Consider the following 542-nt stretch of genomic DNA (forward strand, 5'->3'; position numbering starts at 1 on the left):
TGCCGGTGGGGGATGTGGGTGCGGTGGTGTCGCCGGATGGTGTGGTGTATGTGATTTACACGTCGGGTTCGACGGGTCGGCCCAAGGGTGTGGTGTTGTCGCATGCGAATGTGGTGCGTTTGTTGTCGTCGGCGCAGGAGCATTTCGCGTTTGATGCGTCGGATGTTTTTTCGTTGTTTCATTCGTTTGCGTTTGATGTGTCGGTTTTTGAGATGTGGGGGGCGTTGGCGCATGGGGCGTCGGTGGTGGTGGTGGGTCAGGAGGTGACGCGTTCGCCGGAGGATTTTCTGGATGTGTTGGTGGGTTCGGGGGTGACGGTGTTGTCGCAGACGCCGTCGGCGTTCCGGTCGTTGGTGTCGGCGGCGGCGGAGGGTGATGTGCGGGTGGGTGCGTTGGTGGTGCGGGTGGTGGTGTTCGCGGGGGAGCGGTTGGAGGTTGCGGAGTTGGTGCCGTGGGTGCGGGTGCATCCGTTGGCGCGGGTGGCGTTGGTGAACATGTACGGCATCACCGAGACCACCGTCCACACCACCTACCACCGGCTG

Annotated in this window: 1 protein-coding gene; it reads left to right on the plus strand. The window is 62.7% G+C overall.

Features of this window, described 5'->3' with window-relative positions; all coding sequences use genetic code 11:
- Nucleotides 1-14 precede the first annotated feature (14 nt).
- Nucleotides 15-542: AMP-binding protein (locus tag ACLQ2W_RS33865; RefSeq protein ID WP_425791970.1), on the plus strand; the 528-nt coding region annotated here is incomplete at its 3' end.

The organism is Micromonospora sp. DT227 (assembly GCF_049841835.1).
Taxonomy (GTDB): Bacteria; Actinomycetota; Actinomycetes; order Mycobacteriales; family Micromonosporaceae; genus Micromonospora.